Below are 12,504 nucleotides of genomic sequence, written 5' to 3' on the forward strand. Positions count from 1 at the left end.
AAAAGTTATGACTATTCCCTTTTTCCGGGACGGCTTTGCCCTGCCCGTTGACCAAGCATTGCTGATTCTGCTCAACCAGAAAGTCGCTAAAACCGAGCTCAATATCGAGCGCCTGACTCAACTCACCTTCAACTTTCGCAGTCCCACCTACAGCCCCGAGCAAGGAGGGGCTCACCCCGTTGAGATCCTTCTGATACGTGGTCTTGATGGCTGGCTGTTCGATTACGTCACCGACTTCAGCTATCAGGGAGTGGGTCAGGATGCCGAGCTCTGTAAGGAGCTCGATTTCAATTTCTTGGATGACGAGCACTATTTGCAAGGATGGGGTCCGATGCAACGCGCCGAGGCCCACGCGTTATTCACCCTGTGGCAGACCAACTTTGTTGCCTACTGCCGGATGGCGTACTTCACTGTTGAAGTTAGCGGGGAGTAGGAGGTGTGTGATGACTAACGAACTGCCGCTAACTCACTACTCACGCCAGTGGCTGGAGCTGGTCGCCGCCAACGCCAAACTACAGCCAACTGGCCAGGGCGAGCGCTGGTTGCTGCACCTGACTCCTGGTAACCCACACGCCCGCACCGTCACGTTGCACCTGCGTTGGTCCGGCATGCAGTGGCAACTGCTCTCCCTCACCAATGCCGAGGACTGGCGCACCATGAGCCAGCCCGTGGATGAAATCTGCGTTGACCCTACGCGTCGTTGTTTTTGGCGCGGCCAGGCAGGACCGGTGCCACTATCTGAGCAGCCCCGCGTGCTGAGTAGCTTTCTGAGTGACCTGCAACGTACCTGCATTCACCACGGCTATGGCGTGGAGAGTGACCCCTTACCCCACAAGGAGGCACACGATGCACAAACAACCGATAGCCGTTGAGCTGGAAGCGATTAATCGGGAAGGGGAGACGCAAGTAGTGCGGGACAGTGGCCTGACCGTGCAGGGCTACAGCGTCTACCTACGGGCGGTAGAGACCAGTGGCCTTGCCCTGGCCACCTGGGTGGCAGACTACGACACCATAGGACTGGCTTACCAACTGGCAGAACGGCTGAGTGGAGCACTCGCCAACCCACTCACCGTGCTGGTCCCCGAACCACTAATGCCGGTTCAGCAGGAACCCACCACCTGAGAAGGCGTCACCACTAAAGCCCACTGAACTACCCTCAAGATGAACCAACAACCTCTCTGCATTTAGCCCCGGCATGCCTCGCGCTGCCGGGGTTTTCTTTTTCAGGAGACCACCATGCGTTACCACAAACTGGAAGCCGGGCAATGCCCCGGCACTTATGTCGTCACCGAACCGGTGACCGAGCAAGACCTGCTGCGTATTGCCAATCAGATTGCCAGGAAGCGTTTGGCCAAAGGCACCGCCATCACCAGCACCACCGAGGCTGCAGAGCGACTGCAAACCCTGCTGCAGAACCGGGAGCATGAAGTGTTTGGTGCACTGTTCCTTGACACCCAGCATCGCGTGCTGGCCTTTGAGGAGCTGTTTCGCGGCACCCTCGACAGTGCCAGCATCTACCCACGGGAAGTGGTCAAGCGGGCCTTGTTACTCAACTGTGGGGCCATCATCGCGGTGCACAATCACCCCAGCGGTGACCCAGAACCCAGCCACTCAGACCGGGTCTTTACCCTGGCCCTCAAAGAGGCCTTGGCACTGGTCGATGTCCGCCTGCTCGACCACCTGGTGGTCGGCGCTGAGGGCGTGGTGTCGCTGGCCGAAAGAGGCCAACTATGAACCAGACCCCAAGCAAAACCCACCTCACCGCCCTCGACATTCTCCTCGAGCTGCGCTGCTGGCTTGCAGACAACGTCGAGATGCAGGCAGAGCCCGCCATCGTGGCTCATCTGCCCAACGGTTACCAACTTACCCAAGCCGACTGCATAGAGGCCATTGATGCGCTGCTGCATCAGTTGCGCCATTAGCCGCGCCAAGAAGGGACAAACACCATGCGATTACCCAATCCCTATTCCCTTGAGGAAACCCTCGAGAAGCTGCGCCATGGCCTGGCAGCCGCCAGCAACCAAGGGGCGCAGGCGTTGCTGGAGAAGGCCGTCACCAAGGCCCATGATGACCGGAGTTATGCCAAGCAGTTTGAAGAGACCTTGCTGCAAGGATCCACCATCGAGATCCGCGAGTGTCTCAGTTGCTTTGGCGACTACGTCGAGCGCTCCCGAGACGCGCCGCCCTATTACCCGCATCACGATGCCGTCAACGGCATTGATTGTGCGCTCTACACCATCCTGTTTGATGTGGCTCTCCCCGACACACGCCAGGCTCACCAATAACGAACCGTCGGTCGCCCAATAACAATAAGGCCGATCACGTTTCCACCCGATCACCCGGATCATCCGCGCCAACATCATGATCCGGATACTCCGATCCCCCCAACAAGGCCATCTCACTACAGGTGGCCTTTTGCATTTCAAGGAGCTACTCCCATGTCTGCCTTCATGATCGATCGCAAGGACTACCTTGCCTTTGCCGTACAGTTACACCGCTTTTGCAATGCCCCCATGCCACCGCACTACACCCTTGAGCTGCTGCGCTCCCTCTGGTGGAACCCGCCAATGGATGTCACAAGCACCTGGACGTGGCGGGTAGACCGGCTGGTACGATTGATGAGGCTCGCCAATCGGCGGGCAGTCTGGCATCGCTATCAGCTAGGGCGTCCACAGGACCGCAAGGAACCACGTCAGCACTGCTCGACCAAGCTGGGATCGCTCAAACCTGCGCACCGTTACCACCAGGCACCACTCACCGATGCCGAACTGGTGGCGCTGTACAAATTCACCTGCTGCGCCCTGTACCAGTCGAGTGAATGGAGTGGGAGCCCCGAGCAGGCACCTCGGTTGGTCAAGGTAATACAGCAGTTGCAGCAGGCGCTGGCGCAAGACGTGCTGACCCGGTTGTCACTGTGGGAACAAGCCCCTTGGGGAGAGATGTGATGAACCTTTCCATCATCCTGACGGTGACAAGCTCACCACCGAGCTCAACCGCCCAAATAGCACAACGTATCTCTGATGACATGGCACACCTGCATCATCGTCTGGGTGATGGGGTCAGTGATGAACTGGGCATCAGCATCAGTTACCTGGTCGAGCAGTTTGCGCTGCTGGCCGCGGCTTACCGTTCATCTGCAGAAAGAGAGAAACACCCATGATCGAATTCAACGATAGCTTCACTCAGGTCGCAGTCGCTCAGGCCATGAGCGCACATGGCGATTTGCATCGGCTCATTACCTATCAGCTCACCTTCCCGAAGTGGGCACACGACTATGACGAGACAGGCAAGCGCACTGGCCCCGACAAGATCAAGCCCGTGCCCACGATGCACAAGACCTCGTTGTTCGTGAGTCCACTGGACATGGTGGACAACCTGCCCCGCGAGATTAACTTTGCGTGGTGGGAGCGTGAGTGCAACGACCTCGGCTATCCCGTTGGGGAGTGGCGACGCACCATTGTGGGTGCCTACTTCAACCACGGCACCAACGACAACCCAAACTGGAGCAGCCACACATGAGCATCTTCGAGCACATGACATGGGGACTGGGCACCCCGAACCTGCCCAAGCTGGGGGCTCGAGCCATTCTGCAACGTGGTTATGTTGATTTCCTCGGCGACCGTGCCGGTATGTACGGCGAGCCAGACGAGGCGTGGCGGGCAGAGTGCAACACGGTGCTGCCGCACTTTCTGCGTGAGTTAACCAAGATGGCCAAGGCATACCAGATATGCACCGACATGGACGAGGTGTTTCGCCTGGAACACAAGGGCTGGGTGTGTGAAGCCAGTCCGAGGCGCAGCTACGGCTACCTCTACCTCGACATCTACCACCCCGCTAACTAGCGGGGTGTTTGTTTCAAGGATAAATATCATGAACAAGTTCTATGACCTGGGCAAACTGGCCCGCCGTGAAGTCACCGCCCTGCTGCACACGCTGACGCACAATACAGCCGCCAATGCTGAGGGGATCCTCAACTACGTGGGCAGCAAGCTGAACCCCTACGACCCGCGCAAAGAGAAGGCCAAGGCACGGCACACATTGCGCCGGGTCAAGAAGGCTCTGAAGGTAGGGCGTATCCCGCTTGAGCTTACTGTGACAGGTTGCCGTATCGACCGGGGGAGCCATCAGGCTGACCGTTACTACTACGACAGGACGCTACTGGCCCAGGGCTGGCAACAATACGATACCGAGGAAGACGCCTGGTATTTCGGCATATGGATTCACACAGAGAAGCTCGAGACCTTTACCTACGCCGAGGGGGATACCAGCCATGTGATTGCGTCGAACGTCGAGGCGTTTCGCGCTGAACTGGCGCGACTCTACCAGTACTACCCGCAAGCCCCGGCATTTATCAGTATCGACCCGCAAGCGGGCGTTGTGACCCGTCACTTTGAAGCCAAACCGGAGGTGTGAGATGGCTAAACACATCACTATCAAGGTGCCCGGCAAACATCCGCGAACCGGCGAGCTCACCACCTTTGAACTCAAAGGCCAGCGCATGGATATCGACATCGGTGGGCAAGCTGTGCCCTTCCTCATTCACGGGAGGGGGGTAGGAACGTCGCTCACCCATATCCCGAGTGGCTACCGCATTGCCCTGCTCGGCGGTTGGCTCACCGCGCGTTACGCCATACCTGAGAATAAGCCCAGCAGAGCGGCCTGCGCCCAGATGGCCATAGACCGACTGGTAGCCCAGTACGGTTCGCTGCATCTGCTGGACCGACTCAATTGCAAACCGGTTATCAATCAGATGTAACGCACAGCCCAGACAACAAGGAGCGATGCAATGACCAACACCATCCCTGCAACGCCTGACCCACTGGCAGGCCATTCGGTGATGCAGATGCTGGATGTCGCCATGAGTTCCATCATCGGCGATTACGATGACGCAGATCTGGTGCCGGAATGGCAATGGGTCAAGCAAAGGGCCTCCCATGAACATGTCGGTGTGAAGGATGACTCTGCCTATGAGTACACCCTGAACCTAGCTATGGAGCTCGATGCCATCCCGCCAGCACTACAACCCTTGCTCACTGCCGCCCAGCAGGCCGGTGTGAACTACATCCTGTTTTACAACGGCTAGCCACCACCTGGTCGCTGTCAACAGCCACAACCACCCAGCTCCGCTCATCCACAAACAACATAAAGGGCCAGCCTTCACAGGCTGGCCCTTGGCATCGTAGGTATAACCCAACATGACCCGTCTTATCACCGGGCTCGAATTGAATCGCTATGCCCCCGAGCTCAACACACTGCATCTGCGCCACCAACAAACGTTACCCGCTCCCGGCATCCCCACCATCAAAGAGGCCAAAGCCCACCTGTTTAGCCGCTGGCAACCAGGACATCAGGTGACCATCACCGTGAGCCATCCCGACTACATCAATCTCTCCCGCTTTATCGGGGGAGACTAGCAAGCCTGACAGATCTTCCAGAGCATCTGACTAGACTACGCCAACGCCACAATGTGCCTGGCACCCACATCAACATTCACCTCACAGGTTGCCTGCCTTGTTCCGTCAACAGTTGGGTCTGCTACAGGATTATCTGGACCACCTGTTCAAGATAACTGCGACACTCGACAAGCAAATCGAGCAATGTCATCAGCAGAACGCCTTGTGCCAATGCATCGGTAAGATCCCCGGCATCGGTCCCATCACCGCCAGTGCGTTGGTTGCGACCATTGGCAATGCCAACAATTTCGAAAATGGCAGGCAACTGGCCGCTTGGCTCGGGTTTGTGCCACGCCAGCACTCCAGCGGCGGCAAACAAACCTTGCTGGGGATCAGCAAACGGGGGGATACCTATTTGAGAACTTTGCTAATCCACGGTGCCAGGGCAATTTTGCAGTCGGTGAGGCGTAAACACGATGTCGTCTCGTGCTGGGCAAGCCGGTTATTAGAGCGTAGGAATAGCAATATTGCAGCCGTAGCGTTGGCCAACAAGAATGCCCGCACGGTCTGGGCGCTCTTGACCAAAAACCAAGAATATTGCCCCCGGCAATAAGCATGTAAGTTCCAAAAGGAAATGAGCAAATAGTACCACCGATTGTTCAGGCAGTATGAAGTGATGGCGAAACAGGTCAGACCGTGATGGGGAAAACCCATGGATTACAGGGCTTTGCAAGAGCGTACAGCTGATAGAGGTCCCCATCAGCGAATTCCATCAGGGATAGAGGCGGTAGCCTCGATTGAAATCCGGATCTATGGCTGCAATCTCCACCTGACTCACTTTCATGGATTGAGGGCTTGGCAAACCGAGGCGACCATCTATGTAGTCCGGCGCGCACAGGGGTACATTCATCAACTCGAACAAGGAGTCGAGTAGTCCCTGGGTGGCCCGCAGAGTGAGACTAAAAATCCCCTTGAGCATCAGTAAGTTGCAGATGGTCTGGTCGGTGTTGAGCTGGCTGCGGCCCCGTCGCCCGTGATGGTCGTGGTGGAACCAGTTGTTCATGACTTCAGCATCAATCCAGAAGGCGAGAGAGCCACGGTTAATCAAAGACTTGTTGTATTGAGGCCAGTTGGTGATGGGGTGAAGCGACGTGCCCATGATGCAGACTTGAAGGGAATAGCAGTGATCAGATCACTGCGTCCTCAGTTAGTTCCATTCAAGCTGCATCGATTTGGTCCACAACGCCGTTCAAGCCACCAAAAACGCTCTTAACCGGGCAAACTCCGTTGGCAAATTAACGGAGAGCAGCGGCAGCTCGGCGTGCTTGGCGAGCGGGCCGGGCAGCGGTACATCGAGATGCAAGATCTCGTCCACCGACTCCTTGAACTTGGCAGGATGGGCGGTGCAGAGGAACACACCCACTTCGTCCTCGGCCAGCTGTTCCCCCAGCAGATCCCAGGCAATGGCGCCGTGGGGTTCGCACAGGTAATCCAGCTGATGCAGCCGTTTCAGGGCAGCGCGGGTCTGGACGTCGTCACGCATACCGGAGCCCAGAGTCTCCAGCGCCCAGCCTTTGCGACGGCAGAGCTCTTCTACCCGCGGCCAGTTGTTGGGGCGGCTGACATCCATGGCGTTCGACAGGGTTGCCACTGTCTGGTGCGGCTCCCACTGACCGGTTTTCAGGTAGCGCGGCACGGTATCGTTGGCGTTAGTGGCGGCGATAAAGCGCTTCACCGGCAGCCCCAGCGCCTTGGCGATGAGGCCCGCAGTGAGGTTGCCAAAGTTGCCGGACGGCACGCTGATCACCGCCTTGGCGCGATCGGCTTTCGGCAGCTGGGCCACCGCTTCGAAGTAGTAGCAAACCTGCGCCAGCAGACGGCTGATATTGATGGAGTTGGCGGAGTTGAGGCCAATGGCCTTTTTCAGCGCTTCGTCGTCAAAGGCCTGTTTTACCAGCGCCTGACAGGCATCGAAGTCGCCGTCGATGGCGATGGTGCGGATATTGCCGCCAAGGGTGCAGAAGAGCTTCTCCTGCAAGGGGCTGATCTTGCCCTTGGGATAGAGGATCACCACCTCGATCCCCTCCAGCCCGTAGAAGGCGTGGGCTACGGCGGCGCCGGTGTCGCCGGAGGTGGCGGTGAGGATGGTGATCTTGTCGTTGGTTCTAAAGGCTGCGAGGCACTGGGCCATAAAGCGGCCGCCGAAATCCTTGAACGCCAGGGTCGGGCCGTGGAACAGCTCAAGGGCATAGGTGCCATCTTTCAATTTGACCAGCGGCGCCGGGAAGGTGAAGGCGGCGTTAACAAGCTCACTCACCTTGGCTGCGGGCACTTCGTCCCCCAGCAGGTGGCTCAGGATGCGGGCAGAGCGTTCGGCCAGCGGCAGATCGATCAGGGCATCCACATCGGCGAGCGGTTCGAGTTGTTCGGGGAAGAAGAGCCCCTGTTCGCGACCCAAGCCCTGACGCACCGCCTGCGCGAAGCTCACCTGTTCGCTGTTGTCCTTGATGTTGTAGAGATTCATAGCTCGCTTCCTGTTACCCGTGCCCCGGCCATGTCCAGTTTGCAGACCCGGGCAAATCCATATTCGTTCTGCACGAAATGTGCTTCCATCCAATCCTTCATCCGCTCGGCCTGCGCCAGCTCCTTCATCACCACAAACACGGTGGGGCCGGAGCCGGAGATGCCGGTGGCCAGCGCCCCGTTCTGGGCCGCCTGCGCCCGCACCTCGGCAAAGCCTTCGATCAGCGCCGCGCGGTAGGGCTCGGCAATCACGTCTTTCAAGACGCTCGCCGCCAGCGGCTCCTGCCCGGTGTAGCTGGCGTGGACAAAGGCAGCCAGACGGCGGCCGTAGGTGAGGCAATCCTGACGGCGATATTGGGCCGGCAGAATGGCGCGGGCCGCGGCGGTGGAGACCACAGTGCCCGGGTAGCAGACCACCCAGTACCACTCGTCAAACACCGGAATGCCCTGGCTGATAACGCCCGCCTCCTCCACCACCAGCTGCATGCCACCGAGATAACAGGGGGCGACGTTGTCGTAGTGAACGGAGCCGGAGATCTTGCCTTCCATCTCACCCATCAGCAGCAGCAGGGCGTGCTCGTCGAGAGGCTCGCCGTGAAAGGCGTTGAGCCCCTCCAGCGCCGCCACCACGCTGCAGGCGCTGGAACCCAGACCCGAGCCCACCGGCAGGTTCTTCTCCAGCACCATTTCGAGGGGCTGGAGTTTCAGGCCGCGCTTCTCCAGCGCCTCGCCATAGGCGACCCAGCAGTCGTAGAGGATATTCTTTTTCGGATCATCCGGCAGCTTGTGGGCGTAGCTGCCCACGGCGGAGAGGGCGAACGGCACGTCAGCCGCTTTTACCTGCACCCGATCGCCGAGCAGAGAGCCATCCACGGGGGCGAGCGCCGCCCCCAGTACATCGAAACCCACGCTCAGGTTGGCGCTGGAGGCGGGTGCATAGGCGACCACACTTCTGTCATTACCCATGGCGCCTTCCGTCATATAAGAGGGGTACATGTCTGAACTCATACTTATAGCTCCTGCTTCCAGTTCTGGGTGCGCAGCACGTCGGCAAAGACGCCCGCCGCAGTCACTTCGGTACCGGCGCCATAGCCGCGCAGCACCAGCGGGATCGGCTGGTAGTAGGTGGAGAAGAAGGCGAGCGCGTTCTCCCCGTCTTTGACCTTGAACAGCGGCTCGTCGGCACCGACCGCCTTGATGGCGACCTTGCACTTGCCACCCTCGATGGAGCCCACATAGCGCAGCACCTTGCCTTCACGCTGGGCCGCGGCGAACTGGTTGCGGAACCAGCCGTCAGCCTCCGGCAGGCGGGCCATAAAGGCTTCCACGTCGCCGCTGGCGTCAAAGCCGGGCGGCAGCGCCTGCTCCACTTCGACATCAGAAAGCTCCAGCGCCATACCCGCCTCGCGGGCCAGAATGAGCAGCTTGCGCGCCACATCCATGCCGTTGAGATCATCGCGGGGATCCGGCTCGGTAAAGCCGTTGCCGCGGGCGATCTTGGTCGCCTCGGAGAAAGCCATCCCCTCGTCCAGCTTGCCGAAGATAAAGGAGAGGGAACCGGAGAGGATGCCGTCAAACGCGCGCAGCTTGTCACCGGCCATGATGAGGTTCTGCAGGTTCTCGATAACCGGCAGACCGGCGCCGACGTTGGTCTCGTACAGGAACTTGCGACGGGTCTGGCGGGCAGTGCGGCGCAGCGCCTTGTAGTAATCGAGCGAGCCGGTGTTGGCCTTCTTGTTCGGGGTAACTACATGGAAACCGGCGGCGAGGAAGTCGGCGTACTGGACGGCCACAGCCTCGGAGGAGGTGCAGTCAACGATCACCGGGTTGATGATGTGGCTCTCTTCCACCAGCTTTTTCACCCCGTCCAGCGAGAAGCTGTCGCGAGCTTCCACCAGCTGTTCGCGCCAGTTGGCGAGGTTCAGGCCATCCTTGTTGACCGCCATCTGGCGGCTGTTGGCGATGCCGACCACCCGCAAACCGGTGCCCTGCTCGGCCAGTACCGGCTGCTGGCGGGCAATCTGATCCACCAGTGCGGCGCCGACGCCGCCCACCCCGACCACGAACAGGTCGATAAAGTGCTGGCTGCCAAAGAAGTTCTGGTGACACGCCTTGATCGCTTCCGCCACCTTGCCGGAGCGTACCACCGCCGAGATGGAGCGCTCGCTGGAGCCCTGCGCGATGGCGACGATATTGATGGAGGCCTGCGCAAGCGAGGTGAAGAAGCGTGCAGCCATCCCCTTGGCAGTGCGCATGCCGTCACCGATCAGGGAGATGATGGCCAGATCGTTCATGATCTCGAGCGGGTCGAGCAGCTGGTTCTTGAACTCCAGCTCGAACTCGCGCTCCAGCACCTTGCGGGTCTTGTCGCTGTCGTAGCTGTGGATACAGAAGCTGACGCTGTATTCGGAAGATGACTGGGTGATCAGCACAATGCTGACCCCGGCGCGGGAGACGGCAGAGAAGATGCGACCGGCCATGCCAACCATCCCCTTCATGCCGGGGCCGGAGACGTTGAACATGCACATGCCGGCCAGATCGGAGATGGCCTTCACTTTCAGATCATCGTCGCCGCTCTCGGGGCCGATCAGGGTGCCCGGCCCCTGCGGGTTGAAGCTGTTCTTGATAAGGCAGGGAATGTGGAACTGGGCCACCGGTGCGATGGTTTTCGGGTGCAGCACCTTGGCACCGAAGTAGGAGAGCTCCATCGCCTCCTTGTAGGAGAGGGTTTTCAGTAAGTAAGCATCCGGCACCAGACGGGGGTCACAGCTGTAGCAGCCCTCGACATCGGTCCAGATCTCGCAGCACTCGGCATCGACACAGGCTGCCAAGACGGCGGCGGAGTAGTCGGAGCCGTTGCGGCCCAGCAGCACGGTTTCACCCTTGTCACTACCGCCGGTAAAGCCCGGCATCAGATAGAGGCATTGCTGCTTTTCTGCCACAACAGGACGCAAGCCCTTTGCGGCAAAGCGCACCCGGGAGGCTTCGATATCGACGTGGGCTTCCAGATAACCGCCATCGGTCACCAGCAGCTCTTCCGGCACGATAAGACCCAGTTCGAGGCCACGCACCCGCAACAGCTCGTGCATAAAGGCGATGGAGAGGTTCTCGCCACGGCTCAGGATGCGCGCCTGCACGTTGTCCGGGCAGAGCCCCAGCAGGCGGATGCCCTGCATCAGCCGCTCCACCTGATCCAGTTCGCTGGTCAGGCGTGCCTGCAGCGCTTTGTCATTGAGCGCCGGATAAGCCGCCTTCAACCCGGCCAGCAGGCGGGAGAAGATACCGTTCACTTCAAACAGGGTACTGCTGGCATCCATGCCACGGCTGGTCTGCTCGACCAGCGCCACCAGATGGTTGGTTACCTTGGCAGGAGCAGACAGCACCAGGGCTACCTGAGACTGGCCATGGGTATTCACCGCAATGTCGGCAACCCGTAAAAAACGCTCTGCGTCGGCCAGAGATGACCCGCCAAACTTCAACACTCTCATCGCTTTCTCTCCCTGTAATCCCTGCTGTATAACCGAAAAACCGGTCTGAAAATCATCCAACAAAAAGGCCCGTACTGGGTGGGTACGGGCCTTTTCTGATTTCTGTGCTTGTTCGTCAGCGCATCAACCGGCCCCAGTGCCACCTGTGGTGGTACCGGTAATAATGGTGGTGGTGATGATGTTGGTGAATAGCTGCATGACGAACACTCGTGAACGAAACTGGCTTTTAGCAATACCGCGCCGGGCGCAGGGCTGTCAACTTAAACCTCTTTGCCAAGTTTGCGGGCAAGGTCCTTGCAGAGCAGGTGGAGCATGTTCAAATCCCGCTGCGGCAGCATGGGCACCCGGTCCATCACCCACTGATGCAGTTTTTCATCCTGCGAAACTCCGATTCCACCCAAAATTTCTGCTGTTTTGCTTTTGAGCACGCGAACCTGTCCACTGTTATCAATATTTTCTGCTGCGACACTTGCCTCATCGAGCAGCGGGCTCAGCTCGTAGGCGTAGAGCATGATCGCCTGCCCCAGATTGAGGGACGGGTAGCTCACCTTGAGCGGCAGATAGCTGATGAGGTCGACCTCGGCCAGCTGCTCGTTGGAGAGGCCAGACTCTTCGCAGCCAAAGACGATGGCGACCTTGTTGAGGGAAGGCTTGGCGCGGATCTGGTCGCGAATTTCAGCTGGCGTGAGGTAGTGCTGGTAGCGGCCACGCTGGCGGGCGGTGGTGGCGATCACCAGATCCATGTCGGCCAGCGCCTCGGGCAGGGTATCGAACGCCTCGGCCTGAGCCAGGATCTCCTGCGCGCCGTGGGCTACCCAGCTCGCTTCATCCTCTTCGTGCACCCGGCTTGCCACCAGTCGCATGGCATCAAAGCCCATGGTTTTCATGGCGCGGGCGGCGGCGCCGACGTTGGCGGGGCGGGCAGGTGCCACCAGGACAAAATAGAGCTTCATCGGGTTTCCTCACAGGCCGGACGGCCTCTCAAACAGACGGCAAACAGTCGCTAAACCATCGCCAAAACAGGGGCGCAATCTACCGTTTATCCGCGAAAATTGCCACTTGAACAGATGTTTCAATGTTGCCATAGTGGCCTGACGCAC

Annotated in this window: 18 protein-coding genes and 2 pseudogenes; 15 read left to right on the top strand and 5 right to left on the bottom strand. The window is 59.2% G+C overall.

What is annotated here, in order from left to right:
* Positions 1-7: 7 nt before the first annotated feature.
* The 15 genes and pseudogenes from AAHA39_RS04590 to AAHA39_RS04660 all read left to right on the top strand — a co-directional run.
* A complete protein-coding gene (locus AAHA39_RS04590; protein WP_320657115.1) occupies positions 8-433 on the top strand; it encodes a DUF2787 family protein in 426 nt (141 codons plus the stop codon).
* Between the two features lie 10 nt (positions 434-443).
* Positions 444-872: a hypothetical protein gene (locus tag AAHA39_RS04595; protein ID WP_320657116.1), complete on the top strand. Its 429-nt coding sequence runs from the start codon at positions 444-446 to the stop codon at positions 870-872.
* Positions 847-1,122 (top strand): hypothetical protein, encoded by a 276-nt coding sequence (locus AAHA39_RS04600; RefSeq protein WP_320657117.1) that lies wholly within the window; start codon positions 847-849, stop codon positions 1,120-1,122. Before AAHA39_RS04595 ends, AAHA39_RS04600 begins: the two co-directional genes overlap by 26 nt.
* A 114-nt stretch (positions 1,123-1,236) precedes the next feature.
* Positions 1,237-1,734 carry a RadC family protein gene (gene radC / locus AAHA39_RS04605; protein ID WP_320657118.1) on the top strand — a complete coding sequence of 166 codons (498 nt, stop codon included), beginning with the start codon at positions 1,237-1,239 and terminating at the stop codon, positions 1,732-1,734.
* Positions 1,731-1,922: a hypothetical protein gene (locus AAHA39_RS04610; protein ID WP_320657119.1), complete on the top strand. Its 192-nt coding sequence runs from the start codon at positions 1,731-1,733 to the stop codon at positions 1,920-1,922. The genes radC and AAHA39_RS04610 overlap by 4 nt, the downstream gene beginning before the upstream one ends.
* A 24-nt stretch (positions 1,923-1,946) precedes the next feature.
* A complete protein-coding gene (locus AAHA39_RS04615) occupies positions 1,947-2,285 on the top strand; it encodes a hypothetical protein (protein WP_320657120.1) in 339 nt (112 codons plus the stop codon).
* A 153-nt stretch (positions 2,286-2,438) separates the two neighbouring features.
* Positions 2,439-2,945, top strand: a complete 507-nt coding sequence (locus AAHA39_RS04620) for a hypothetical protein (protein WP_320657121.1) — start codon at positions 2,439-2,441, stop codon at positions 2,943-2,945.
* Positions 2,945-3,160, top strand: a complete 216-nt coding sequence (locus AAHA39_RS04625) for a hypothetical protein (protein WP_320657122.1) — start codon at positions 2,945-2,947, stop codon at positions 3,158-3,160. The genes AAHA39_RS04620 and AAHA39_RS04625 overlap by 1 nt, the downstream gene beginning before the upstream one ends.
* Complete coding sequence (locus AAHA39_RS04630; RefSeq protein WP_258119974.1) at positions 3,157-3,519, top strand: hypothetical protein; 363 nt, start codon at positions 3,157-3,159, stop codon at positions 3,517-3,519. The genes AAHA39_RS04625 and AAHA39_RS04630 overlap by 4 nt, the downstream gene beginning before the upstream one ends.
* Entirely contained in the window at positions 3,516-3,842 is a 327-nt protein-coding gene (locus AAHA39_RS04635) for a type IV toxin-antitoxin system YeeU family antitoxin (RefSeq protein ID WP_139395889.1), read from the top strand. Before AAHA39_RS04630 ends, AAHA39_RS04635 begins: the two co-directional genes overlap by 4 nt.
* A gap of 28 nt (positions 3,843-3,870) precedes the next feature.
* Entirely contained in the window at positions 3,871-4,413 is a 543-nt protein-coding gene (locus AAHA39_RS04640; protein ID WP_320657123.1) for a hypothetical protein, read from the top strand.
* Between the two features lies 1 nt (position 4,414).
* Complete coding sequence (locus AAHA39_RS04645) at positions 4,415-4,756, top strand: hypothetical protein (RefSeq protein WP_320657124.1); 342 nt, start codon at positions 4,415-4,417, stop codon at positions 4,754-4,756.
* A 30-nt stretch (positions 4,757-4,786) separates the two neighbouring features.
* Positions 4,787-5,083: a hypothetical protein gene (locus AAHA39_RS04650; RefSeq protein WP_320657125.1), complete on the top strand. Its 297-nt coding sequence runs from the start codon at positions 4,787-4,789 to the stop codon at positions 5,081-5,083.
* Between the two features lie 112 nt (positions 5,084-5,195).
* Complete coding sequence (locus AAHA39_RS04655) at positions 5,196-5,414, top strand: hypothetical protein (protein WP_320657126.1); 219 nt, start codon at positions 5,196-5,198, stop codon at positions 5,412-5,414.
* An 88-nt stretch (positions 5,415-5,502) separates the two neighbouring features.
* Positions 5,503-6,006: pseudogene (locus AAHA39_RS04660) on the top strand (IS110 family transposase); the annotation flags it as partial.
* A 267-nt stretch (positions 6,007-6,273) separates the two neighbouring features.
* Here AAHA39_RS04660 and AAHA39_RS04665 read toward each other — a convergent pair.
* The 5 genes and pseudogenes from AAHA39_RS04665 to AAHA39_RS04685 all read right to left on the bottom strand — a co-directional run.
* Positions 6,274-6,552: pseudogene (locus AAHA39_RS04665) on the bottom strand (transposase); the annotation flags it as partial.
* A 90-nt stretch (positions 6,553-6,642) separates the two neighbouring features.
* Positions 6,643-7,917: a threonine synthase gene (gene thrC, locus AAHA39_RS04670; RefSeq protein WP_320657127.1), complete on the bottom strand. Its 1,275-nt coding sequence runs from the start codon at positions 7,915-7,917 to the stop codon at positions 6,643-6,645.
* A complete protein-coding gene (thrB, locus tag AAHA39_RS04675) occupies positions 7,914-8,924 on the bottom strand; it encodes a homoserine kinase (protein WP_320657128.1) in 1,011 nt (336 codons plus the stop codon). Before thrB ends, thrC begins: the two co-directional genes overlap by 4 nt.
* A gap of 2 nt (positions 8,925-8,926) precedes the next feature.
* Positions 8,927-11,404 carry a bifunctional aspartate kinase/homoserine dehydrogenase I gene (gene thrA, locus AAHA39_RS04680; protein ID WP_320657129.1) on the bottom strand — a complete coding sequence of 826 codons (2,478 nt, stop codon included), beginning with the start codon at positions 11,402-11,404 and terminating at the stop codon, positions 8,927-8,929.
* A 260-nt stretch (positions 11,405-11,664) separates the two neighbouring features.
* Positions 11,665-12,357 (bottom strand): tRNA/rRNA methyltransferase, encoded by a 693-nt coding sequence (locus tag AAHA39_RS04685; RefSeq protein WP_320657130.1) that lies wholly within the window; start codon positions 12,355-12,357, stop codon positions 11,665-11,667.
* Positions 12,358-12,504: the final 147 nt, after the last annotated feature.

Origin of the sequence: Aeromonas sp. SE22, assembly GCF_038739755.1 — a bacterium.
Lineage (GTDB): Bacteria > Pseudomonadota > Gammaproteobacteria > Enterobacterales > Aeromonadaceae > Aeromonas > Aeromonas jandaei.

Bases quoted from the DNA above. Each gene is read 5' to 3' on its own strand.
- AAHA39_RS04590 (WP_320657115.1), top strand. From the start codon at position 8: ATGACTATTCCCTTTTTCCGGGACGGCTTTGCCCTGCCCGTTGACCAA.
- AAHA39_RS04595 (WP_320657116.1), top strand. From the start codon at position 444: ATGACTAACGAACTGCCGCTAACTCACTACTCACGCCAGTGGCTGGAG.
- AAHA39_RS04600 (WP_320657117.1), top strand. From the start codon at position 847: ATGCACAAACAACCGATAGCCGTTGAGCTGGAAGCGATTAATCGGGAA.
- radC (WP_320657118.1), top strand. From the start codon at position 1,237: ATGCGTTACCACAAACTGGAAGCCGGGCAATGCCCCGGCACTTATGTC.
- AAHA39_RS04610 (WP_320657119.1), top strand. From the start codon at position 1,731: ATGAACCAGACCCCAAGCAAAACCCACCTCACCGCCCTCGACATTCTC.
- AAHA39_RS04615 (WP_320657120.1), top strand. From the start codon at position 1,947: ATGCGATTACCCAATCCCTATTCCCTTGAGGAAACCCTCGAGAAGCTG.
- AAHA39_RS04620 (WP_320657121.1), top strand. From the start codon at position 2,439: ATGTCTGCCTTCATGATCGATCGCAAGGACTACCTTGCCTTTGCCGTA.
- AAHA39_RS04625 (WP_320657122.1), top strand. From the start codon at position 2,945: ATGAACCTTTCCATCATCCTGACGGTGACAAGCTCACCACCGAGCTCA.
- AAHA39_RS04630 (WP_258119974.1), top strand. From the start codon at position 3,157: ATGATCGAATTCAACGATAGCTTCACTCAGGTCGCAGTCGCTCAGGCC.
- AAHA39_RS04635 (WP_139395889.1), top strand. From the start codon at position 3,516: ATGAGCATCTTCGAGCACATGACATGGGGACTGGGCACCCCGAACCTG.
- AAHA39_RS04640 (WP_320657123.1), top strand. From the start codon at position 3,871: ATGAACAAGTTCTATGACCTGGGCAAACTGGCCCGCCGTGAAGTCACC.
- AAHA39_RS04645 (WP_320657124.1), top strand. From the start codon at position 4,415: ATGGCTAAACACATCACTATCAAGGTGCCCGGCAAACATCCGCGAACC.
- AAHA39_RS04650 (WP_320657125.1), top strand. From the start codon at position 4,787: ATGACCAACACCATCCCTGCAACGCCTGACCCACTGGCAGGCCATTCG.
- AAHA39_RS04655 (WP_320657126.1), top strand. From the start codon at position 5,196: ATGACCCGTCTTATCACCGGGCTCGAATTGAATCGCTATGCCCCCGAG.
- thrC (WP_320657127.1), bottom strand. From the start codon at position 7,917: ATGAATCTCTACAACATCAAGGACAACAGCGAACAGGTGAGCTTCGCG.
- thrB (WP_320657128.1), bottom strand. From the start codon at position 8,924: ATGAGTTCAGACATGTACCCCTCTTATATGACGGAAGGCGCCATGGGT.
- thrA (WP_320657129.1), bottom strand. From the start codon at position 11,404: ATGAGAGTGTTGAAGTTTGGCGGGTCATCTCTGGCCGACGCAGAGCGT.
- AAHA39_RS04685 (WP_320657130.1), bottom strand. From the start codon at position 12,357: ATGAAGCTCTATTTTGTCCTGGTGGCACCTGCCCGCCCCGCCAACGTC.